This is a genomic window from Streptosporangium sp. NPDC000396, from assembly GCF_042898655.1.
In the GTDB taxonomy this organism is placed as follows: Bacteria; Actinomycetota; Actinomycetes; order Streptosporangiales; family Streptosporangiaceae; genus Streptosporangium.
The window spans coordinates 96,377-116,629 of the sequence record NZ_JBIAZA010000014.1 but is presented as its reverse complement, the minus strand read 5'-3'; the positions used below and the strand labels follow the sequence as shown (position 1 = coordinate 116,629).

The following is a 20,253-nucleotide window of genomic DNA, read 5'->3' as shown; positions in this document are numbered from 1 at the left end:
GCATCTGAGGAGATCGCTATGTACGGCACGGCATCGGCCTGGCGAGTCCCCGGCTACTCGGAGATTCGCGAGTTGGGCGCCGGCGCCGCCGGGCGCGTGGTGATGGCGCGGCAGGACGCCGACGGTGTCCTGGTAGCGATCAAATATCTGTCCGACGAGCTCAGAAACGACGTCGGGTTCGTGGCGCGTTTCCGGCACGAGGCACGGGTGCTCAACACCCTGGACAGCCCGCATGCCGTCCGGCTGTACGACTACGTCGAGACCGGCGAGGGCGCCGCCATCGTCATGGAGCTGGTCAACGGCGTCTCGCTGCGCGAGATCCTCCGCTCGGAGGGACCGACCGGCCCCGAGGCCGCGCTGCTCGTGCTCAAGGGCTCGCTCCTGGGGCTGGCCACCGCGCACAAGGCTCGCATCGTGCATCGCGACTTCAAGCCGGAGAACGTGATGGTCGAAGCCGACGGCACGAGCAGGCTCGTCGACTTCGGCATCGCGGTCCGCTCCGGCGACGGAGACGCCCCGGCCGGCACGCCCCCTTACATGGCGCCCGAGCAATGGACGGGCGCCTCGGCGGGGCCGTCCACCGACGTCTACGCCGCCACCGTCGTGTTCTTCGAGTGCCTGACGGGCATCCGCCCCTTCCGTGCGACGAACATCGCCGCGCTGGCCAGGCAGCACCAGGCCACGCCGCCGCCCGTCGAGGAGGTGCCGGCGCCCCTGCAGGGCCTGGTGGAGCGAGGCCTCGCCAAGCATCCGGCCGACCGGCCGCCGTCCGCCATCGCCTTCCTCACCGAGCTGGAGGCGGTCGCCGCCGACGCCTACGGGCCCGACTGGGAGGAGCGCGGGCGGCGCCGCCTGGCCGCGCTCGCCGGGCTCATGGCCTCGCTGTTCCCGTTCCCGCAGAAGGCCAAGGCTCCCGAGAGCGACACCTCGCTGGCCGAGACGGAACTCGGCGAGCGCGACGCCACGTCCATGGTCAGCAAGCTGAGCTTCAAGATCCTGGTGGGCATCGGCTGTGTCGCGGTGATCAGCGGCGTGACCGCGGTGCTGGTCAACTCCGGCAGCAGCACCGAACTCCAGTCGCAGAGCTCGACCATCACGCAGAGCGCGGCCCCCTCGGAGCCGCTGGAGACGGTCATCCCGGGCGAGGAGACCGACGAGCCCACCGCGGAGCCGTCGGCGGAGAGCACGCCCGAGCCGACACCGAGCACGGGCGCCGACACCGGCACCGGTCCCACATCCGGCCCTCCGTCGGCGGCTCCCACCCTGAAGCCGACCCCGACGCCCAGGCCGTCGGCGACACGCGCCAGGAGGCCGGCGAAGAAGGCGACCTCCTCGCCCTCGGCGACCTCCACGGCGGAAGAGAACTCCGACCTCCGCGAATCGGGCGACCGGCCGTCCGGCTCGCCCTCGGCGAAGCCGACTCCCATTCCGACCAAGCCGACAGCCGGCCCGACGCAGACGACACGGCCGACGCCCCGGCCCACGCGGACGACGTCCCAGCCGACGACCACGCCCTCTCCCACCGACTCGACGAACCCGACCACCAGCCCGAGCCCCTCGGGAGGGGAGACGACGCCGCCACCCGCCGTCGTGGGTATGGGGTCGTCGGCGTCCACGACCGATGCGGCTCCCGCCGCGCTTGTCGCCTTCGGGCTCGTGACGGGCGGCGCCGTTCCGTTCACACTGGCGGTGAAACGGGGTGTGGCCGGACGGCACCGGAGGCGGCGGTAGATGGCAGAGCGGGCACGATCATGAACACGAACCGGGGGACCATCGCCGGGTTCCAGCTGACCCACCGGACCTGGACCGGCGAGTCGGGCACCTGGTCGTCCGCGGTCGCGCCCGACGGGCGGCCGGGGAGCGCGCTCAGGCTCGACCTGCGGCTGATCGCCGACCCGGCGGCCCGTGAACGGCTGGTCGCGGCCGTGATGGCGGACCGCGGGCTGGCCCAGGGCGGGCTGACCGGTCTGGTCCCGATCGCCGACCTGATCGCGGCCGGGAACGAGGTCTGGCTGCTCACGGCCGAGCCGGCCGGCCCGACCCTGACCGATCTGCTGTCCGTGACGCCGGGCGTCTCCCGGCCCGACGCCGGCAGCGTGGCCACCGTCCTGACAGAGACCGCGCAGACCCTGCTGGCGCTGCACGCCGCCGGGCTCGCCCACGGGGCGCTGCACCCCGGCACCGTGGTGATCGCCGCGGACGGATCCGCGCTGCTCTCCGAACGAGGGCTGGCCGAGGCCCTGCACGGGCACCCCGCCACGCCGGAACGAGACGTCACCGCTTGGGCCTCGCTCGCCCGGGGCCTGGCCGCGAGCTGGGCCACGGCCTCTCCGGAAGCGGCCGGGCTGTTCGAGCGGGCGGCGGCGACGGCCGTCACCCACGGGCTCGCACCCGCCCGCGACGTCCTGCTCGCCGGACGCGACCTGCTGCCGTCGGGATTCACCACCCGGGACAGGCTGGTGAAGACTCTGCACCAGTGGTCGGCACGCGACGTGCCCACCCAGCCCAGGCACCCGGCTCCGGCCGCCCAGGGCGGGGGAGGTGATGCGGGAGACGAGGGAGACATCGTCACGCTGCTGCACGTGCCGAAGGCCGGCGAGAGCCGCGCCGAGGATGTGATCATGCGCTTCGGCCCCGGAGTGCCGGTGGAGACCACAGCCGCGCAGATCTGGCGGGCCGGCAGGGACCAGCAGCAGACCGAGCTTCCCTCTGACAGGTTGCCCGACCGCGGAGCCCCTGCCAGGCGACGCCGGAACCGTACGGCCCTCGCCTCGGTGATCCTCGCCCTGATGGTCGTGGGCATCCTGGCCGTCTGGCTGCTTCGCGGCTCGGCGCCTCCCCTCGCGGTGACGGGGGTGGAGGTGACGGCTCCGAAGAAAACGCAGGGGTGTGACACAGCGGTCAAGATCACTGGCGTGCTCACCACCAACGGCTCGGCCGGAGAGATCCGCTACCGGTGGAAGCGGAGCGACCGCAAGGAGCCGATCGACCAGGCCGAGCAGGTGGCGGCCGGGAAGACCTCTCACGAGGTGAGCCTGGAATGGACGGTCAAGGGCGAGGGAAGCTTCAAGGGAACGGCCAGCCTGCAGCTGCTCTCGCCGCTGCCCGAGGGCAAGAAACTCCAGGACAAGGCGAGTTTCACCTACAAGTGCTCATAAAAAGACCATCAGGTCGACAATGCGCGGCAAACCCGTTCTTACTACTCTGGCGCCCATGACCACGCAGACCCCCTCCGGCTGGTATCCCGATCCCTACGGTTCACCACGGTTACGTTGGTGGGACGGCAACCAGTGGACCGACGCCACCCATCCGGTGGAGGCCCCCTCCGGGCAGGCCGTGCCCCAGGGGCCGCAGACCGGGCCATCGCCCCAGCCGGCGGGGCAGCCACCCGGTTCCACCGGACCGTGGAACCAGCCCACCCCGCCACAAGGACCTGCGAACCAGGGCACCCCGCCGCAGGGACCCTGGAACCAGGGCGCCTCACCGCAGGGACCCTGGAACCAGGGCGCCCCGCCGCAGGGACCGGCGACGGGCCAGATGGGGCAGCCGCAGTGGGGTGGCGCCCAGCCCGCCGGCGGCACCACGATGCAGATGCCGGCCGGAGAATTCGGCTACCCGGCAGGTCCGCCACCGGCCAGGCGCAGCCCGTGGCCGTGGATCCTGGGTGGCGGCGGAGTGGTGGTCCTGATCGGGATCGTGGTCGCGGCCATGTTCCTGCTGAACCCCCGGTCCAAGACGACCGCGAGCGACTCCACCCCCGTCCCGACCGTGACGCAGGAACCGACCTCCGAGCCGACTCCGGAGCCGACGCCCGAGCCGTCGGACTCGCAGAGCCCACAGGAGTCGGAGAGCGCCACCGACCTGCCCCAGCCGCAGGACGGACGCCTCACGGACCCCGTGACCGGGCTGTCCTACGAGTTCCCCGGTGACCCGTGGCAGGTGCCTCCCCGTGCCGGCGCCAGTGAGCTCGGGTTCGCGTGGACCAGCGCGGCCCTGGCCCCCTCCCAGGAGAACTACGACGGCAAGGGGAGCAACTGGCTCGGCAACATCTTCGTCGGGGAGCTTCCCGACAAGTTCGGCTACGACGGTGTCCCCAGCATGCGCGCGACCCTCGCGACGCTGCTGCTCGCGGTCGAGCCGACCTTCTACAGCCCCCAGCACACCCGGAAGATCCTCCAGAGCAAAGCCCTCAAGGTGAGCGGCAAGGACGCCTGGGTGCTCATGTTCGAACTGGACTTCTCAAAGGAGGCCGCGGCCAACGGATGGAAGTGGAAAAAGGAGCGAGCCGCCTTCGTGCTCGTGGAACGGGGCGGGGGCAGGCGCCCGGCGCTGATGTACGTGTCCGTGCCAGACAATCTCGACGCCTCGGTGGCCAACCAGGTGGTCGACTCGCTCAAGCTCTCCTGAAGGGAGTACTACCCTGAAGGCTATGAGTGACCTGCTGGTCTGGATCGACTGCGAGATGACAGGGCTTGATCTCGGCCGAGACGCGCTCGTCGAGGTGGCCTGCGTGGTCACCGACGGCGAGCTGAACCGGCTTGACGAGGGTGTGGACGTGGTCATCAAGCCCCCACCGGAGGCGGTGGAGCAGATGTCGGGGGTGGTCCGCGAGATGCACACCGCCTCCGGGCTGCTGGACGTGCTCGGCAGCGGTGTCACGCTGGCAGAGGCCGAATCCATGGTGCTCGAATACATCAAGAGCCACATCCCGGATCCGAAGAAGGCTCCGCTGTGCGGCAACTCCATCGCCACCGACCGGTCGTTCATCGCGCGTGACATGCCGGCCGTGGACGCGTTCCTGCACTACCGGATGATCGACGTGTCCTCGGTGAAGGAGCTCGCCCGGCGGTGGTATCCACGGGTCTACTTCGCCTCACCCGAGAAGCAGGGCGGTCATCGGGCGCTGGCCGACATCACCGAGAGCATCCGCGAGATGCGCTACTACCGCGCGGCGATCTTCGTGCCCCAGCCGGGCCCCGATTCCGTCACCGCTCGTGAGCTGGCCAACAACATCTCCGCGAAAGCGACCTAGGGTCTCCTCCCCCGCGAGTGGTGATCCGGACGAGTGCCTCGCGAGACGGAGGAGCCGACACCGGAAAACCCTGTGCGAAACGACTCCCGGAAACCGCTACACTTTTCATGTGTCGCTGCGGCGGACATGGTGGGCGTAGCTCAGTTGGCAGAGCGCCAGGTTGTGGTCCTGGATGCCGGGGGTTCAAGTCCCCTCGCTCACCCCAAGAGAACGGCCGGTCCTATGGGACCGGCCGTTCTGCTTTCCTCACCCCTGACTAGTCCACCAAAGATGGATATTGCGAGCTATGCTCGCTCCTATCGTTACGCCGTAAAACCGGGGGTATCGGCGACCTGACCGTGTTGATGCCACGGAGGCCGAATGAGAGTCGATGATGCCCCATTCGACGCCGAACCCAGAGTCGTGACGGGCTTGAGCAGGCGTGAGACCGAAGTCATGGAGCTGATAGCCACGGGGCGCTCCAACGGGCAGATCGCCCAGCACCTGTTTCTCAGCGAGAAAACCGTGAAGAACCACGTGAATCGGATCTATGCCAAGCTGGGCGTGGACTCACGGGTGACCGCGATAGGTGTCTGGCTGGCACGAACCACCCCCGAGGATCCCCCGGACTTCTAGTGGGTTCGCGGCGGAGGCCAGGCCCCGACGCCCGCGAAGCATGTGCCAGGGTCCTGCGGATCCTCGCCGAGCCGTGGATCCGCAGGACACCTCCCGGAACCGGGGGGTGGAACGGGTGCCCGTGCCCCCTATGCCGACATGCGCAGGTCCTGGGAGGTCGTCAGGGCCCGGCGGATGGCCGCGGCGCCTTCCTGCAGCTCCTCGGAGGTGACCGAGAGCGCCGGGCGGAACCGTACCGACCGCTCGCCACAGGGCAGGGCCAGCACGCCCTCGTCCTGCCTGAGCCGGGTCACCAGGCGGTCGCGCTCGGCCGTGTCCGGTAGGTCGAAGGCGCACATGAGGCCGCGGCCACGGGCGTTCTCGACCAGTTCGGGGAACTGGGCCTGGATCTTCAGCAGCGCGGTGAGGAGTTCGTCGCCGAGCTCCGCGGCACGCGCGATCAGACCGTCGCGCTCCACGATCTCCAGTATCCGGCGGGAGCGGACCATGTCGACCAGGCCGCCACCCCAGGTGGAGTTGATCCGGCCGCTGACCCGGAACACGTTGTCCGGCACCAGATCGACCCTGCGGCCCGCCATGATGCCGCCGACCTGGACCTTCTTGGCGAAGGCCACGATGTCGGGACGCACGCCGAGCTGCTGGTGGGCCCAGGCGGTTCCGGTGATCCCGGCACCGGTCTGCACCTCGTCCATGACGAACAACGCGTCGTGCTCGTGACAGAGCCTCTCCATGGCCTGCAGGAACTCGGGCCGCATGTGGTTGTCGCCGCCCTCACCCTGGATGGGCTCGGCGATGAAGCAGGCGATGTCGTGCGGGTGCCGTTCGAAGGCCGCCCGCGCCTGGACCAGCGCCCGCTCCTCGGCCGCCTCGACGTCGCCGAAGTGAATCGCGGGCACGTCGATCCGGGGCCAGCCGAACGTCGGGAAGCGGTCGGTCTTGACCGGGTCGGTGTTGGTCAGCGAAAGGGTGTAACCGCTGCGCCCGTGGAAGGCACGGGTCAGATGGAGCACCTTGGTGCCGAGTTCCGGGGAGCGGCCGTTCGCCTCGTTGTGCCGGCTCTTCCAGTCGAATGCGCACTTCAACGCGTTCTCGACGGCCAGTGCGCCGCCTTCCACGAAGAACAGGTACGGCAGTTCCGGATCGCCCAGCACCCGGCTGAACGTCTCGGTGAAGTCGGCGAGATGGCTGGTGTAGAGGTCGGAGTTGGCTGGCTTGTTCGCGGCGATCCGGCCGAGCAGGGCGAGGAACTCCGGGTCGTCGTCGAACGGGTTCACGCCGAGCGGCGCCGAGGCGAAGAAGGTGTAGAAGTCCAGGTAGCTCCGGCCGGTGCGGGCGTCGACGAGCCGGGATCCCCGGCTCCGTTCGAGGTCCAGCACCAGCCGGTAGCCGTCGACCAGCAGGTGACGAGCGAGACGGCCATGCACGTCCATGTCCCCTCCACATTGAGTCGGACAGATGATTCCCCGGTTAAGGGCCCATCAATATGGAGACATTACGCATATAAGCCGATTTTTGTGAAGATTCTCGCGATTACGCGACTCTCGGAGCGGCTCCCGAGGGTCCCGGCCTGTGAGAACCCAGAGACTTGACCTTGAAGGCCAGCCCTATCAGGGCGATGCCGTAAATGATGGCCATGGTGCCGATGAGCCAGACGACGGCCAGTGCGCCGGGTCCGGGCCGGGCGAGCAGCAGGATGCCGAACAGCACCGACAGCACGCCGCTGACGATGAACATCCACTCACCCTGCATCTCCTTGCGCAGCCGGATGGCGGCCACGATCTCGACGATGCCGGTGACGATGGCCCAGGTCGCGATGAGGACCAGCAGGGCGAGCGCGGTTATCTGCGGCCAGACGAAAGCCGCGATGCCGGCCAGGATCCCGAGGATGCCATAGATGATCATCCATATCCGGGAGCCGCCCCGCCCCGAGCCGAACAGGGCGAACACACCGTCGGCGATGGCGTAGGCCCCGAAAAGGATCACCAGCGCATAGATTGTGATGCCTGGCCAGATGATGGCCAGAAGGCCGAACAGGATCGCACAGGCCCCGCGGATCAAATAGACCCACCAAGTACGAGATAGCTCTTCCATATGCCCTCCCCGTGTGATCCATTCCTTTCCAGAAGTCCCCCAAGGCGAGACCACAAGTCGGCCAAATCGGGACTACTGTGCGTCCAGGTCACACGACTGCCAGGAGGAATGCCCGGTGTCACTTCGTGAATCCGCCGCCGACATGCGGGACGAGCTGGTCCGTCTCCGCCACGCCCTGCACCGGGAGCCCGAGCTCGGTCTCGATCTGCCGCGAACCCAGGAGAAGGTGCTGACGGCGTTGTCGGGCCTTCCCCTGGAAGTACGGCTCGGCCAGAAACTGAGCTCGATCACGGCCGTGCTGCGGGGCGCCCGGCCGGGCCCGACCGTCCTGCTCCGGGGCGACATGGACGCCCTGCCGGTCTCCGAGCGCAGCGGCGCGGCGGTCACCTCACAGGTGCACGGCCGGATGCACGCCTGCGGCCACGACCTGCACACCACCATGCTGGCCGGGGCGGCGCACCTGCTGGCGGCCAGACGCGACCGGCTCGCCGGGAACGTGGTCTTCATGTTCCAGCCGGGCGAGGAGGGCCAGGGCGGCGCGAAGATCATGATTGACGAGGGCGTGCTCGACGCGGCGGGCGAGCGCCCGGTCGCGGCCTACGCGCTGCACGTGATCAGCTCGGTGCTTCCCCAAGGGGTGTTCGTCACCAAGAGCGGGCCGATAATGGCCGCCGCGGACAGGCTCATCGTGACCGTCCGCGGCGCCGGCGGCCACGGCTCGGCCCCGCACCGCGCCAACGACCCGATCCCCGCCGCCTGCGAGATGGTCACCGCGCTGCAGACCATGGTGACGCGGGGATTCGACGTGTTCGACCCGGTGGTCGTCACCGTCGGCAGTTTCCACGCGGGCACCACCGACAACGTGATCCCGGAGGAGGCCCGGTTCGAGGCGACGATCCGGTCGTTCTCCTCCGCCTCCCACGCGCGGATCCAGGAGCGTGCGGTGAGCCTGGTCAAGGGCATCGCGGCCGCCCACGGGCTGGACGTTGAGGCCGAGTACGAGGTGAGCTACCCGGTCACGGTCAACGACGGCTCCGAGGCCGACTTCGTCGGCTCGACCATTCGCGAGGTGTACGGCGAGCAGCGGTTCATCAAGGCTCCGCAGCCGTTCACGGGATCGGAGGATTTCTCGTTCGTCTGCGACCAGGTGCCGTCGGCGTTCGTGGCGCTGGGAGCGTGTCCCTCTGACGCCGACCCCGGCAAGGCCGCCTACAACCACGCTCCGGAGGCGCTGTTCGACGACGCGGTACTGTCTGACGGAACCGCGCTCTACGCGGAGCTGGCGGCACGCCGCCTCGGGCTCGCCGCGACCTGACCCGCCCTACGCCGCCGCGTAGACCACCAGCGACACCGCGACGTACTGGATCAGGTAGGCGGCGACGGTGAAGGCGTGGAAGACCTCGTGGAAGCCGAACCAGCGGGGAGAGGGGTCGGGACGGCGCAGGCCGTAGACGATTCCGCCCGCCGTGTAGAGCAGCCCGCCCACGAAGACCAGGACCACCGCGGCCACCCCCGCGCCCTCCATCAGCTGAGGCAGCACGAAGACCGCCGTCCAGCCGAGGCCGATGTAGAGCGCGGTGGAGAGCCAGCGGGGAGCACCGGTCCACAGCACCCGGAACAGCACCCCGGCGACCGCGCCGGTCCAGATGACGCCGAGGACCACCGCGCTGGCCGGGCCGTCCAGGGCGAGCAGCGCGAAAGGCGTGTAGGTGCCCGCGATGATGAGGTAGATGTTGGCGTGGTCGAGGCGGCGCAGCACCTCTCCCAGGCGGGGGGAGAGCGCGCCCCGGTGGTAGGTGGCCGAGATGCCGAAGAGCAGGCCCGAGGTGATCGCGTAGACCGCGGCGGCGAGCCGCGCCTGCAGCGTGGGCCCGAGGGCGACGAGGACGAATCCGGCGATGAGCGCGACGGGCAGGGTTCCGGCGTGCAGCCAGCCGCGGAGACGCGGCTTGATCGACTCCGGGACCGTGAGCCTGGGGGCGGCGGTCGTGGTCATGAACCTACGCTAGCGTAACTTACGCCGTCGTAGGTTGTGACCTCGGCTACAGAGGACTCGCGGCTCCGGAGAAGCGGTGCTCCGGAGGACCGGTGCGACGAGCGGGGGCGACGAGCGCGGGGACCGCTCAGATGCGCGTACGGTTTCTTCAAAAAGGTGCCCCCGGAGTCTTCTTCCGAAGGCGCCCTGGAGCCACGCGTCAGAGGAAAGAGGATCAAGGGTGATGGGCAGGCGGGAATCGCGAGAGCCGATGCCGGGTCGCTATCCGGTGACCTTCGGCGAGGTCGAGCTCCTGGCGGACCTCGACCGCCCCTCCGGCTGGGTGATCTCCAAGGACGGCGTGCCCCAGTCCTACGTGGACCTGGACGACCCCACCTACCTCGACTTCGAATACGTCCAGCTGATGGCCGTCGTGATCGACTTGCTCGACGAGGGCCCGCTGGACGCCGTGCACGTGGGCGGCTGTGCCTGCACCCTGCCCCGCTACATCGCGGCGACCCGGCCGGGGTCGCGGCAGATCGTCGCCGAGCCCGACGGGAGCCTCGTCCAGCTCGTCAGGGACCAGCTCCGGCTGAAGTCGGTGCCCCGGCTCAAGGTCAAGGTCCTTGACGGCCGTACGGCCACCGCCGAACTCCCGGACGCCTCGGCCGACCTGGTCGTGCTGGACGCCTTCAGCGGCGCCACGATGCCGATCGACCTGGCCACCTCCGAATACATGGGCGACGTCGCCCGCGTCCTGCGCCCGGCGGGAACCCTGCTGATCAACGTGGCCGACGGCAAGGGCCTGCCCTTCGCCCGCCGGGTGCTCGCCACCGTCGGCGGCACCTTCCCCCACACGGCTCTGCTCGCCGAGCCCGGTGTCCTGCGGGGGCGCCGCTTCGGCAACCTCATCGTCGCCGCCTCCCGCGCCGGGCTGCCCCTCGCCGGCCTGACCCGCCGGGCCGCCGGAGGCCTCACTCAGGCCCGGTGCGTGTACGGCGAGGACCTGACCAACTTCATCGCCGGAGCGCGGCCTCTCAATGACGGTGACGCCGTCGTCGCCCCCGTGCCCCCGCCGGGAGTGTTCGGCTGAGAGGCGTGAGCCACGCCTTCAGGCGGGTGAGGGCACCCAGGCGCGCACCCGCGTGCCCTCACCCGGCCCACCCGTCAGATCCAGTCCCCCGCCGAGGGCGGTCATCCGGTCGGCCAGCGCGCCCAGCCCTCCGCGTTCTCCCGGTCCTCTGCGGCCGGTCGCGCCGGGGTCGAAGCCCTTCCCGTTGTCCGACACCACCGCCTGGAGCCGCCCGTCGGCGTGCGTCAGCCGTACCTCGATCCGGGAGGCCGCGGCGTGCTTGAGCGCGTTGGCGATCGCCTCGCTCACCGTGAAGTACAGCGCGCCCTCGATATGGTCGGGGAAGCGCCGCGTACGCAGCGCGGCGTCGGCGGCCACCGTCGTCGCCACCGGCAGCCGCGAGCAACGCTCCTCGACCGCCTCCACCAGCCCGCCCTGGCTGAGTACGGACGGGTGGATGCCCGCCGCGAGCTCCCGCAGGTCGGTGAGGGTCTGCCGGGCCTGCTCGCGCAGGAGCGTCAGGATCTCGGGCCCGCCACCGGTCGCCCGTGCCAGCTCCAGCCCGGCGATCAGCGCGACAAGCTGCTGCTGCGCCCCGTCATGGATGTTGCGCTCGATCCGCCGCCGCTCGGCCTCCTGCGCGTCGACCAGCCGGGCCGCCAGCCCCGCGCTCTGGATCGCCAGCCCGATCGGCACCGCCAGCGCCCCGAGCAGCCGCCGGTCCTCTACGGTGAAGCGCCCGGCGGTCTTGGGACCGCACGCGATGTGTCCCAGGCCGGCCGGAACGGTCAGCACGGCCTCGCCGTCCTCCTGCCCGGCCACCACGCGTGTACCGTCGGCGAGCGCGACGACGGCCCACCGAGCCTCCAGCCCGACCCGTACGGCCTCCGCCAGCCTGCCCAGTTGCTCGACCGGCTCCGCCTCCTCCAGCGCCGGGCCGAGTTCGGTCAGGAGCTCGTCCACCGTCGGCCGGAGGTCGAAGACCACGAAGAGCCGGGAGCCCCTGATGTCCACCTGGATGTCGAGGAGGTTGTGCCGGAATATGGCCGCCGCGATCACGGCGGGCAGCGAGGCCACGGTGGTCACGACGCCGATCCAGAGCCCCGCGCTGTAACCGCTGTATTGCAGGGGCCCCAGCAGCACGAACCCGCCCAGGGTGCCCACGACACCCATGATCATCAAGCGGAGCCGTCGGCGCTCGGCCGGGACGCTCCGCCGTAGCCGCAGGACGAGAGAGACCAGCACCGACAGCGCCACGAGGAAGGTCACGCCCTGCCCCAGCCCGCCTACCATGGCGGCGATCAGCCCCGCCATGCCGCTGAGCCCGATCGGGTTTCCGTTCGGAAAGGTTATGGAGTAGACCTCGTCGGGGCTCACCAGCACGCCTGCCCAGTGGGCGGTGATCGCCGTCGCGGCGACCCAGACACCCGCGCGCCAGCGTCGCGAGGGCAGCCGCCCGTCGGGGAACAGAAGGGGGATGAAAACCCAGGTCAGACCGTAGAAAACGGTGAACAGCGAGGTCAGTACGGCGCCGATGACGGCCACGGGTCCCTCGCCTGTGGCGTCCCTCACCAAGAGGGCGGTGCCGAGGCCGCCCAGCCCCATGCAGCCGGAGGCGGCCAGCAACAGCCAGCCGTAGACGTTGCCGGGGCGTCTGGCCGCGATCAGCCAGCCCAGCGCGGGCATGGTCAGACAGGCCGTGATGAACAGCCACTGGCTGAACGGTGCGGGCACTCCGGTTTCCAGCAGCCCACCCCCGACGATTCCGGCCACGGCCACCACGGCCGCCGACGTGGCCAGCGCGCGGACCGAGGTCATGGAAGGCATGGACCGCAGCGTGACCCACCGCGAAAGCCGTCGTCTATGAGGTTGTCCGCACACACGGTGCAGTTTGCCGCACCCCGTAAGCCGGAGGCTGACCGGGTACTGCGGCGTTCCCGGCTGCCCTAGTTTCAGTTGGGGCCGCTGAGGGTGGTGGCCGCGACATCCGTCTCGACAAGGAGTTTCACGTGAGAGTGCCGTTCCGATCGACCCGTTTGCTCGCTCTTGCCGCCGTCACCGCGGTCATCCCCCTGGCGGCGCTCGCGGGCGGCGGACAGGCCGCCGTGGCGGCGGTGGTCACCGCCGCCCCGCAGATCCCGGACAGCCCGGCCGGCAGGCAGCTGAGCTGGCTCCTCGACGCCGTCCCGAAGGCGCCCATCGCCGAGAGCGAGCTTCAGGAGCACTTCAGCGCGGGGTTCTTCAAGTCGATCTCCGTCGACGACCTCAACACCTTCATCAAGAACATGAACGGGATCAAGCTGGAGAAGCTGGTCGCCGTCAAGCCCGACTCCCTGGTCGGCGCGGTGACGGTCGCCGGGCAGAAGTTCGTCCTCGCGATCTCCGTGGACGGCGACGGGAAGATCGACTCACTGCGCGCGGCCCCCGAGGAGAAGCCGGTCCCCCCGGTTCCCGGAAGCTGGGACCAGCTCGACACCCGGCTGCGCAAGGTCGCCCCCGAGGTCGGCTTCCTCGCCGCCGAGATCGACGCCCGGGGCCGGTGCGAGATCGTGCACGCCGTGGCTCCGGACAAGGTCCAGCCGCTGGGATCGATCTTCAAGCTCTACGTGCTGGGCGCGGTGGCCGAGAAGATCCGCGACGGCGAGCTGAGCTGGAACACCAAGCTCACGATCAAGCCCGAATGGAAGAGCGCGGGCGAAGACGGGCTGGTGAAGCGGCCGGACAACAGCACCACCACGGTCCGCGAGGCCGCCAAGCTGATGATCTCGATCAGCGACAACACCGCCACCGACATCCTCATCCACACGGTGGGCCGCGAGGCCGTCGAGGCCAAGGTCCGCCAGTGGTCCGGCCATGCCAAGCTGAACATCCCCTTCCTCACCACGAAGGAGCTGTTCCTGCTCAAGGGGGTGAACCACCCCGAGCAGGCCAGGACCTACCTGTCGCTCGACACGGCCGGCAAGCGCGCCTACCTGAAGAACACCGTCGCCGAGCAGTCCCTGTCGGACATCAAGATCTGGACCAAGCCCCGCGAGATCCACACGTTGGAGTGGTTCGGCTCGCCGCGCGACATCTGCCGCGCCTACGCCGGGCTGATCAAGCTGAAGAGCAAGCCGCTGCACGAGGCGATGTCGACCAACGACCTCGCGATCCAGCTCGCCCCGAAGAAGTGGCCGACCGTCTGGGCCAAGGGCGGCTCCGAGAACGGAGTCCTGGACCTGTCCTACTTCGCCCGCTCCGCGAAGGGCAGAACCTACGTCGTCACCCCGCTGACGAACAACCCCGAGGCGCCGATCGACGAGAGCACGGCCGCCCCTGAGCTGATCTCGCTGAGCCGGGGCGCGTTCGCCCTGCTCAAGAACCGGTAGCCCGACCGGCTCCGAGGCCGTGGCGCACCCGGCGCCACGGCCTCCCCCATTGCGGAATAGTTGAAGAATCAACTTTGTTGGCGTCAACGAATCCCGCAGGAAGGAGCCCGCAATGCCAGCCATGACCGTGGCGAACCCGCTGACCCTGCCCCGGCTGCCCCAGCCGCTCGACGCGGTGCGCGAGCGCGAGGTGCTGACCGTGACCACCGCGCCCAGCGGTTTCGAGGGCGAGGGCTTCCCCGTCCGCAAGGCGCTGGCGACGATCAAACCCCAGTATCTCGACCCGTTCATCATGATGGACCAGATGGGCGAGGTGGAATACGCGCCGGGCGAGCCCAAGGGCACCCCCTGGCACCCGCACCGGGGCTTCGAGACCGTCACCTACATGATCGACGGCGTGATGGACCATCTGGACTCCCACGGCGGTGGCGGCACGATCTCCGACGGCGACACCCAGTGGATGACGGCCGGTGGCGGCATCCTGCACAAGGAGGCCCCGCCGGAGTGGCTCGTCAGCAAGGGCGGGCTGTTCCACGGGATCCAGCTCTGGGTCAACCTGCCCGGCTCCGAGAAGATGATCGCCCCCGCCTACCAGGACATCGGCCGCACCAACGTCGTCCTGCTCAGCAGCCACGACGGAGGGGCGCTCGTCCGCCTGATCGCGGGCGAGGTCGGCGGGTTCACCGGCCCCGGCAGCACGAGGACGCCGATCACCCTGCTGCACGCCTCCCTCAGCCCCGGCTCACGCCTCACGCTGCCCTGGCGCAAGGACTTCAACGCGCTGGCCTACGTCCTGTCCGGGCGCGGCAGCGTCGGCACCGGCAGGCAGCCGATCGAGTCGGGCCAGCTGGCCGTCTTCGACGGTTTCGGCACCCTGCCGGGCCTCGGCACCGACGGTGAGACCATCACCATCTCGGCGGCCGAGACCCAGGAGAGCCGCAGCCCCAACATGGAGGTCATCGTGCTCGGCGGCCGCCCGATCGGCGAGCCGATCGCGCACTACGGGCCGTTCGTGATGAACACCCAGGAGGAGCTCGTCAAGGCGTTCGAGGACTACCAGGCCGGCCGCCTCGGCACCATCCCCGCCGGTCACGCCTGACGCGCGGCCAGATCCAGGAAAAGTGCCGAGGACCAGCCGAAACCGCTGGTCGCCCGGGCCGCCCGAGCGCCGGTGAGCGGGTTCCAGTACTCGTACAGGCCGCCACCGGCGTTCACCATGGCCAGGGTCCGCCTGGTCAGCTCGTCGGCCGCCTCCGCGAAGCCCGAGCGGTGCAGGCCCTCGATCAGCAGGTAGTTGACGTTGAGCCAGACCGGGCCGCGCCACATGGCGTCCGGGTCGAAGGCCGGGTCGTCGAAGGCGACCGTGGGCACCGGGCGCTCGGCCCAGAAGCTCGGCGAGAGCAGGTCGGCCACCAGCCGCTCGGCGATCTCCCGGGGGAGGCGCCCGGTGAACAGCGGCATCAACTCCAGCGGCGTCCGGGTGGCGACCTCCACCTCAGCCACCCCGGCCTCCCCGGAAACCTCCGCGCCAGCCACCCCGGCCTCCCCGGAAACCTCCTTGACGATCTTCGAACCGGTTACCCGTGCTCCCCCGGCGACCTCCACCTCGATCGCCCGCCCGTTCACTCCCCCGTCCTCCCCGGAGTCCCTCTCCGATGGCGCCGCCACGGCGAGTGGCTGTGCGGTGGTGTCCGGCGCCGCCGTACGGCGGGCCGCCTTCGACAGGGTCACGAAGCGGCTGCCGTTCCAGCGCCTGGCCACCAGCAGCTCGACGTGCTCGGCCGCCCGTTTCCGCCAGGTCTCGGCCTCTTCGGTACGGCCCAGCACCCCGGCGATGTCGGCCAGCCGGTCGGCCTGCAACGCCAGGTAGGAGTTGAGGTCCGGGGGTTCGGCCCGGGGGCCGTGGTCCCAGATCGGGCTGTCGTCCAGGCCGGACGAGTACGGGTGGAGATATTCGGCGAGCCCGTCCCCGTCGGGGTCGGAGACGGTCAGCCACCACTCGTGCGAGCGGGCGATCGGCTCGTAGACCTCGGCGAGGAAGTCCAGGTCCGGGGCGACCTCGTGGATCTTCCACACGGCCCAGGCCGTCAGCGGAGGCTTGGTGACCGGGACGACGCCGCCGATCGGCTCGGATGCCTCTTCCGGATGCCCGGGCTCCTTCCCCTCCGTCCCACCGCTCGGCCCGGCGGAACCTCCCGAGCCCTCCTCACCGATTCCCGGACGCCCTCCGGCGCCGTCGGCCTGGCCGACGTGCTGGGCCAGGCGGAGGTGGTCGGAGCGGGGCAGGTCGGTGGTCTCGGCGAGCACGCCCAGATCGTGGACCACGTCGGGGATGAGGCCGTCGGGGCGCTGGTGGCTCAGGAGGATGCGGATCTGGTCTCGGGCCAACTCGGGGTCTGCGTGGCGCAGGGCGATGGTGTGGAAGTACGAATCCCAGTTCCAGATACCGACATATCCATACTTGGATGGGACGACACCCTCGCGACCGCCCGCGAACGCGATGGGCAGCAGGTTCACGCCGAGCGTCCACCATGCCTGCTCGGCCCGTTCCCGCAGCTCCTCCGGTACGGCCGGCATCCGCTCGAACCACTCCCGCCAGCGCCGTGCTGCCCCCTCCAGCAGCACGGCGCCGTCGTACGGGCGCGCCTCTCCCACGAGCACGAGGGTCCCGTCGACCTCTCCGGCGCCTCCGTCCCAGACCGCACGCGCTCCGGAGCCGGTCAGCACCAGCGTCTCGGCGTCGGCGAAGACCAGGTCAACGCCCGCGTCGAAGGAGATCCGGTCGGCACCCGCGTGCCGTACCGGCAACTCCCGGTCGCCGGAGAACAACCGCAGCCCGGTGAGCACGGTCGTCTCCGACAGGCGGGTCTCGTACTCGGCGCGGGCGATCCAGAGCGAGCCGTCGTCGGCGGCCATCACCAGCAGCCGGGAGCCGCGGTCGGTGAAGGGCCGCTCGCGAAGGTCGAGCATTGTCAGCGTCCTCCCAGGCCGGACATGGCCATGCTGTTGAGGATGCGCCGCTGGCCGATCAGGAAGGCGATCATCATCGGGATCACCGAGATGGCCGAGCCGGCGAGGATGAGGTTGTAGTCGGTGGCGCCGTGCTGTCCGGCAAACTGCTGGACCAGCAGCGGGACGGTCGCCAGCTCGGGCGAGTTGAGGAAGATCAGCGGGAAGAGGAAGCTGTTCCAGCTCGCCAGGAAGACGATGATGCCCAGCGCGCCCATGCCCGGCCTGATGTTGGGCAGCACGACCCGCCAGAAGATCGTCCAGCGGCCCGCGCCGTCGAGCCGGGCCGCCTCCTCCAGCTCGATCGGGACGGCCCGGATGAACTGGCGCAGCAGGAACACGGCGAAGGGGTTGACGAAGCCGGGCACGATCAGCGCCAGGTGGGAGTCGATCCAGCCGAGTTCGGCCAGCATCAGGTAGAGCGGCACGAGGGTCGCCTGCTGCGGCACCATCTGGGTCGCCAGGAACAGGCCGAACAGCAGGCCGGAACCGCGGAAGCGGATCCGGGCGAAGGCGTAGGCGGCCATCGCGGAGGTGATCAGGGTGAGGACCACGTTGAGGACCGCGATGTAGAAGCTGTTCCAGTAGGCCTGGGCGAAAGGCACTGCGCCGAAAACATCGGAGTAGTTCTGCGCCCGCCACGGGCTCGGCAGCCAGTCGAGCGGCGAGTTGATCATCTGGTGCGCACTCTTGAACGAGGTCAGCAGCATCCAGACGAACGGGAACAGCATCACCAGCCCGCCGGCGATGAGCGCGGTGTGCAGGCCGATCTGGCCCAGGCGGCGGGAGCCGGGGACGACAGACATCGACGATCCCCTTACGAGTCGTAGTGGACGAAGCGCTTCTGCACTCCGAACTGGACGAGGGTGATGAGCAGGGTCAGCACGAGGAGGATCAGCGCGGCGGCGCTGCTCATGCCGAACTCGAATTTCTGGAAGCCCAGGTCGTAGACCTGGTAGACGATCGTGCGGGCGCCCTCGTTGTGGTCGGGGTTGACCAGCACGTAGATCTGGTCGAAGGCCTGGAACGAGCTGATCACCGCGACCACGGTGGAGAAGAAGATGGTCGGGGAGATCATCGGCAGCGTGACCGAGCGGAAGACGCGGACCGGGCCCGCGCCGTCCATGCGCGCGGCCTCCATCAGTGAGGGCGGGATGGTCTGCAACCCGGCCAGGAAGATCACCACGTTGAGGCCGAGCGAGGACCAGACGGTCACGATCGCGATGGCCACGACCACCCAGCTCGGGTCGTCCAGCCAGTCGGGCAGGGTGATCCCGAACCAGTCGCGCACGGTGTTGTTGAGGATCCCGTAGTCGCCGCTGGCCAGGATGACCTGCCACATCACGGCCACCGCGACCGAGCTGGTCACCACCGGGAGGAAGTAGACGACCCGGTAGACGGTCTTGCCCTTGATGTTGTTCAGCGCGACGGCGATGAGCAGGGCGAGCCCCAGGCCCACCGGGACCGTCAGGATGGCGAGTTTGACGGTGTTCCAGACGGCCGTGCCGAACTCGGGGTCGGAGAGCTGGGTCGCGAAGTTGTCGAAGCCGACCCAGGACTTCTCGCCGAGCCCGTCCCACTTCATGAACGCGAGAACGACCGCGAACCCGAGGGGGAAGACCAGGAAGGCCAGCAGGCCGAGGACCTGCGGGGCGAGGAAGAGCGTGGCCCACCAGCCGTCCCGGTTCCGCACACGTGTCACCGCGTGTGCGGACCGGGACTTCGAGGCGGGGCGCGCCGAGGTGACGACGCCCACGACGGTTATCCGATCTTGCCGTCGACGAGGGACTGGAGCTCGGTCATGCCCTTTTCGAAGTCGAGCTTGCCGGTCCAGACCTCCAGCAGATGGTCGTTGATGTCCTTGGTGAGACCGGGCACGGCGACCTCTTCGGGGTAGTTCGCGAAGCCGGTGTCACGCACGTCGAGGAAGGTCTTGGCGTGCGCCGGGTAGTTGCCCTCCAGCACGACCTGCTCGGCGCCCTTGATCGACGGCACCGCGCCACCGTTCTTGAGCCGCAGGAGCTGGCCCTCCTTGCTGACGAACTCCGTCAGGAAGGTGAAGGCCTCCTTGGCGTTCTTGGAGTCCTTGTTCATCGCGAGGTAGGAGGCCGCGACCGCGCCCGGCATCGGCTGGCCCGTCTCCGACGGGAACGGCACGATGTCGTAGTTGGCCAGGTCACCGCCCTTCTTGACCACGTCGATCATCCACCGGCCACCGGCGAAGAACCCGGCGTCACCCCGCACGAACTGGGTGTTGGCGCCGTTGCTGGCGGGCAGCACGTCGGCCGACAGGAAGGTCTTGTCGGCGTAGCCCTTGGCCAGCGTCTCCAGGGCCTTGCGGGCCTTGGGGTCGGTGGTGGCGACGAACTTGCCGCCGTCCCACACCTTGCCGCCGAAGCCGCCGATGACGCTGTAGGTCGAGCCGTACCAGTTCCAGAAGATCGAACCGGCCTTGCCCGCGGCCTTGAGCTTGGCGTTCATGTCCAGGTATTTGGCCATGGTCCACTGCCCCGCCGCGTTCAGCTCGGCCGGGTCCTCGGTGATCCCGGCCTCCTTGAGGGCCTTCTTGCCGTACCAGAGGACCTCGGGGTTGGTGTCGTTCGGGACGCCGTAGATCTGGCCGTCCTTCTTGGCTCCGCCGTACACGCCGTCGAAGAAGTCCTCGGGCTTGCTCTTGCTGTCCGGACCGGCGAGCTTGTCGTTGAGCGGGGAGAGCACCCCGGCGGCGACGAACTTGCCGATGTTGTCGTCACCGACGAAGAAGACGTCGGGGGCGGTCTTGGAGGTCAGCTGGGTGAGGAGCTTGGGGTGGTAGTCCTCGTATTTGGGGACCGTCTCCATCTTCAGGACGATGTTCGGGTGACGCTTCATGAAGTCGTCGTTGAAGCCCTTGTAGAGCGCGACGTCCTCGGCCGAGCCCCAGGTCGACCACCGGATGGTGACCTTTCCGTCTGAGGACGCGCCGCCGGTCGCGCCGCCACCGCTCCCACTGCAGGCGGCCGTGGCGGTGGCGGTCAAGGCCAGGGCCGCTGCGGCCAGGACCTTCTTGGAGATGGGGAAAGACACGATGTGCCTCCTGGGGGTGTTGTTG

At 69.4% G+C, this 20,253-nt stretch carries 17 protein-coding genes and 1 tRNA gene; 10 read left to right on the top strand and 8 right to left on the bottom strand.

Annotated features, from left to right (window positions below; translation table 11 throughout):
• Nucleotides 1-18 precede the first annotated feature (18 nt).
• The 6 genes from ACFY2X_RS23385 (at nt 19) to ACFY2X_RS23360 (ending at nt 5,647) form a co-directional block, all read left to right on the top strand.
• Nucleotides 19-1,731 (top strand): protein kinase, encoded by a 1,713-nt coding sequence (locus ACFY2X_RS23385; RefSeq protein ID WP_389940988.1) that lies wholly within the window; start codon nt 19-21, stop codon nt 1,729-1,731.
• Between the two features lie 20 nt (nt 1,732-1,751).
• Nucleotides 1,752-3,158, top strand: coding sequence for a hypothetical protein (locus ACFY2X_RS23380; RefSeq protein WP_389940986.1), 1,407 nt, complete (start codon nt 1,752-1,754; stop codon nt 3,156-3,158).
• A gap of 55 nt (nt 3,159-3,213) precedes the next feature.
• A complete protein-coding gene (locus ACFY2X_RS23375; RefSeq protein WP_389940984.1) occupies nt 3,214-4,407 on the top strand; it encodes a DUF2510 domain-containing protein in 1,194 nt (397 codons plus the stop codon).
• A 22-nt stretch (nt 4,408-4,429) separates the two neighbouring features.
• Nucleotides 4,430-5,032 carry an oligoribonuclease gene (gene orn / locus ACFY2X_RS23370; protein ID WP_389940982.1) on the top strand — a complete coding sequence of 201 codons (603 nt, stop codon included), beginning with the start codon at nt 4,430-4,432 and terminating at the stop codon, nt 5,030-5,032.
• A 129-nt stretch (nt 5,033-5,161) separates the two neighbouring features.
• A tRNA-His gene (locus ACFY2X_RS23365) sits at nt 5,162-5,237 on the top strand.
• A 155-nt stretch (nt 5,238-5,392) separates the two neighbouring features.
• Nucleotides 5,393-5,647: a LuxR C-terminal-related transcriptional regulator gene (locus ACFY2X_RS23360; RefSeq protein WP_389940980.1), complete on the top strand. Its 255-nt coding sequence runs from the start codon at nt 5,393-5,395 to the stop codon at nt 5,645-5,647.
• Between the two features lie 128 nt (nt 5,648-5,775).
• On the opposite strand, the gene lat is transcribed toward ACFY2X_RS23360, so the two are convergent.
• Both lat and ACFY2X_RS23350 read right to left on the bottom strand, forming a co-directional pair.
• Complete coding sequence (gene lat, locus ACFY2X_RS23355; RefSeq protein ID WP_389940978.1) at nt 5,776-7,077, bottom strand: L-lysine 6-transaminase; 1,302 nt, start codon at nt 7,075-7,077, stop codon at nt 5,776-5,778.
• A gap of 100 nt (nt 7,078-7,177) precedes the next feature.
• Complete coding sequence (locus tag ACFY2X_RS23350) at nt 7,178-7,738, bottom strand: HdeD family acid-resistance protein (RefSeq protein ID WP_389940977.1); 561 nt, start codon at nt 7,736-7,738, stop codon at nt 7,178-7,180.
• A 115-nt stretch (nt 7,739-7,853) separates the two neighbouring features.
• Here ACFY2X_RS23350 and ACFY2X_RS23345 point away from each other — a divergent pair, with 115 nt between their 5' ends.
• Nucleotides 7,854-9,053, top strand: a complete 1,200-nt coding sequence (locus ACFY2X_RS23345) for a M20 family metallopeptidase (protein WP_389940975.1) — start codon at nt 7,854-7,856, stop codon at nt 9,051-9,053.
• A gap of 6 nt (nt 9,054-9,059) precedes the next feature.
• Here ACFY2X_RS23345 and ACFY2X_RS23340 read toward each other — a convergent pair whose 3' ends face one another.
• The gene (locus ACFY2X_RS23340) at nt 9,060-9,734 is read right to left on the bottom strand and encodes a hemolysin III family protein (RefSeq protein ID WP_389940973.1); all 675 of its coding nucleotides are present in this window, start codon (nt 9,732-9,734) and stop codon (nt 9,060-9,062) included.
• Nucleotides 9,735-9,957: 223 nt separating this feature from the next.
• Between ACFY2X_RS23340 and ACFY2X_RS23335 the strand changes: the two genes are divergently transcribed.
• Nucleotides 9,958-10,806: a spermidine synthase gene (locus tag ACFY2X_RS23335; RefSeq protein WP_389940971.1), complete on the top strand. Its 849-nt coding sequence runs from the start codon at nt 9,958-9,960 to the stop codon at nt 10,804-10,806.
• Between the two features lie 18 nt (nt 10,807-10,824).
• On the opposite strand, the gene ACFY2X_RS23330 is transcribed toward ACFY2X_RS23335, so the two are convergent.
• On the bottom strand, nt 10,825-12,612 hold the full coding sequence (locus tag ACFY2X_RS23330) for a sensor histidine kinase (RefSeq protein WP_389940969.1): 1,788 nt from the start codon (nt 12,610-12,612) through the stop codon (nt 10,825-10,827).
• Between the two features lie 182 nt (nt 12,613-12,794).
• Between ACFY2X_RS23330 and ACFY2X_RS23325 the strand changes: the two genes are divergently transcribed.
• Together ACFY2X_RS23325 and ACFY2X_RS23320 are read left to right on the top strand one after the other, a co-directional pair.
• Nucleotides 12,795-14,153: a serine hydrolase gene (locus ACFY2X_RS23325; RefSeq protein ID WP_389940967.1), complete on the top strand. Its 1,359-nt coding sequence runs from the start codon at nt 12,795-12,797 to the stop codon at nt 14,151-14,153.
• 112 nt (nt 14,154-14,265) lie between these two features.
• The gene (locus ACFY2X_RS23320; protein ID WP_389940965.1) at nt 14,266-15,252 is read left to right on the top strand and encodes a pirin family protein; all 987 of its coding nucleotides are present in this window, start codon (nt 14,266-14,268) and stop codon (nt 15,250-15,252) included.
• Here ACFY2X_RS23320 and ACFY2X_RS23315 read toward each other — a convergent pair.
• Genes ACFY2X_RS23315 through ACFY2X_RS23300 form a run of 4 tightly spaced genes read right to left on the bottom strand, consistent with a single transcriptional unit; the run spans nt 15,243 to nt 20,228 of the window.
• Nucleotides 15,243-17,123 carry an amylo-alpha-1,6-glucosidase gene (locus ACFY2X_RS23315; protein ID WP_389940963.1) on the bottom strand — a complete coding sequence of 627 codons (1,881 nt, stop codon included), beginning with the start codon at nt 17,121-17,123 and terminating at the stop codon, nt 15,243-15,245. The genes ACFY2X_RS23320 and ACFY2X_RS23315 overlap by 10 nt on opposite strands.
• A gap of 2 nt (nt 17,124-17,125) precedes the next feature.
• On the bottom strand, nt 17,126-17,968 hold the full coding sequence (locus tag ACFY2X_RS23310) for a carbohydrate ABC transporter permease (protein ID WP_389940961.1): 843 nt from the start codon (nt 17,966-17,968) through the stop codon (nt 17,126-17,128).
• An 11-nt stretch (nt 17,969-17,979) separates the two neighbouring features.
• Nucleotides 17,980-18,864, bottom strand: coding sequence for a carbohydrate ABC transporter permease (locus ACFY2X_RS23305; RefSeq protein ID WP_389940959.1), 885 nt, complete (start codon nt 18,862-18,864; stop codon nt 17,980-17,982).
• 59 nt (nt 18,865-18,923) lie between these two features.
• Nucleotides 18,924-20,228 carry an ABC transporter substrate-binding protein gene (locus ACFY2X_RS23300; RefSeq protein WP_389940957.1) on the bottom strand — a complete coding sequence of 435 codons (1,305 nt, stop codon included), beginning with the start codon at nt 20,226-20,228 and terminating at the stop codon, nt 18,924-18,926.
• Nucleotides 20,229-20,253 lie beyond the last annotated feature (25 nt).

Coding starts and splice junctions, on each gene's coding strand:
- ACFY2X_RS23385 (WP_389940988.1), top strand. CDS start 19: ATGTACGGCACGGCATCGGCCTGGCGAGTCCCCGGCTACTCGGAGATT.
- ACFY2X_RS23380 (WP_389940986.1), top strand. CDS start 1,752: ATGAACACGAACCGGGGGACCATCGCCGGGTTCCAGCTGACCCACCGG.
- ACFY2X_RS23375 (WP_389940984.1), top strand. CDS start 3,214: ATGACCACGCAGACCCCCTCCGGCTGGTATCCCGATCCCTACGGTTCA.
- orn (WP_389940982.1), top strand. CDS start 4,430: ATGAGTGACCTGCTGGTCTGGATCGACTGCGAGATGACAGGGCTTGAT.
- ACFY2X_RS23360 (WP_389940980.1), top strand. CDS start 5,393: ATGAGAGTCGATGATGCCCCATTCGACGCCGAACCCAGAGTCGTGACG.
- lat (WP_389940978.1), bottom strand. CDS start 7,077: ATGGACGTGCATGGCCGTCTCGCTCGTCACCTGCTGGTCGACGGCTAC.
- ACFY2X_RS23350 (WP_389940977.1), bottom strand. CDS start 7,738: ATGGAAGAGCTATCTCGTACTTGGTGGGTCTATTTGATCCGCGGGGCC.
- ACFY2X_RS23340 (WP_389940973.1), bottom strand. CDS start 9,734: ATGACCACGACCGCCGCCCCCAGGCTCACGGTCCCGGAGTCGATCAAG.
- ACFY2X_RS23335 (WP_389940971.1), top strand. CDS start 9,958: ATGGGCAGGCGGGAATCGCGAGAGCCGATGCCGGGTCGCTATCCGGTG.
- ACFY2X_RS23330 (WP_389940969.1), bottom strand. CDS start 12,612: ATGCCTTCCATGACCTCGGTCCGCGCGCTGGCCACGTCGGCGGCCGTG.
- ACFY2X_RS23320 (WP_389940965.1), top strand. CDS start 14,266: ATGCCAGCCATGACCGTGGCGAACCCGCTGACCCTGCCCCGGCTGCCC.
- ACFY2X_RS23315 (WP_389940963.1), bottom strand. CDS start 17,123: ATGCTCGACCTTCGCGAGCGGCCCTTCACCGACCGCGGCTCCCGGCTG.
- ACFY2X_RS23310 (WP_389940961.1), bottom strand. CDS start 17,968: ATGTCTGTCGTCCCCGGCTCCCGCCGCCTGGGCCAGATCGGCCTGCAC.